Below are 1158 nucleotides of genomic sequence, written 5' to 3' on the forward strand. Positions count from 1 at the left end.
ACCGATTGTTGAAAATGCCATTGCAGATCAAGAGTTATCGGAAGACTTTGCGACCTACACGATTGATTTAAACGACGCATTTAAAGATAGCGACTCAGCGCTAAACTTCTCAGTGTCTGGCAATAGCAACGTGTTGGTTTCGATTGAAAATGGCATCGCGACCATTTCACCAACAGCAGACTGGAACGGATCAGAAACCCTAACGTTTACTGCTACTGATCCAAGCGGTGAAAGCATTAGCCAAACCGTAAACTTCACAGTTGCGCCTGTGGCGGACATTGTGGCAGACAAAGCGACGGTCGTTGAAGACACGCCAACCATCATCAAGGTCTTAGGTAACGATACGTTCGAAGACGACGATAAAGTGGTGTCGCTAGATACCAATAACGGCCCAGCCAACGGCACGGTCTCGGTCAATCCTGACGGCAGCGTGACTTACACACCAAATGATAACTACGTCGGTAAAGATACTTTCACCTACATCGTCACCTCTGGCGGTGTGTCTGAATCCACTACCGTTGAAGTCAATGTAACACCGGTCAACGATGCGCCAGTGGCGAAAGATGACATCGCTACGACACAAGAAGACACTGCAGTTACTATTGATGTTCTGCCAAACGATACTGATGTGGATGGCGATAAGTTGTCGATCCAATCTGCGACTGTTCCTGAAGCACAAGGTAAAGTAGAGATCGTTGATGGCAAACTCGTCTTCACTCCGGCAGAAAACTTCAATGGCCACGCTGAAATCACCTACACCGTAACGGACGGTCAATTGACCGACGAAGCGAAAGTAACTGTTACAGTAAATCCAGTGAACGATGCGCCAACCATCAAGGTTGATGCAGTAGAAAGCATCACTGAAGATGCAGTGAACACTGATACGGTAGTCGCAACCTTAACGGTTCGCGATACTGACACGCCTGAAGACCAATTAACCGTTTCTTTAGGAAACAACTCAAACGGTTACTTTGTGTTAGTTGGCGATGAAGTCAAGCTGACTCAAGCGGGCGTCGATGCAGTTAACAACGATGAGCTCAACCTTAAAGACCTAACTATCAGCGCGTCAGTGTCGGATGGTGTTAATCCAACGGCTAGCGACAGTGATAGTTTGGTTGTGAATCGTGTTAACGATGCACCGACTGTTGAAAATGCCAT

1 protein-coding gene is annotated in these 1158 nt (G+C 47.2%); it reads left to right on the top strand.

Annotated elements, in window-relative coordinates; genetic code table 11:
- The coding region (locus R7P35_RS25470; protein WP_318093193.1) for a tandem-95 repeat protein at positions 1–1158 on the top strand (1158 nt) is incomplete at both ends.

The sequence above is a fragment of the Vibrio sp. Vb0304 genome (assembly GCF_033338995.1).
GTDB classification, from domain to species: domain Bacteria; phylum Pseudomonadota; class Gammaproteobacteria; order Enterobacterales; family Vibrionaceae; genus Vibrio; species Vibrio alginolyticus.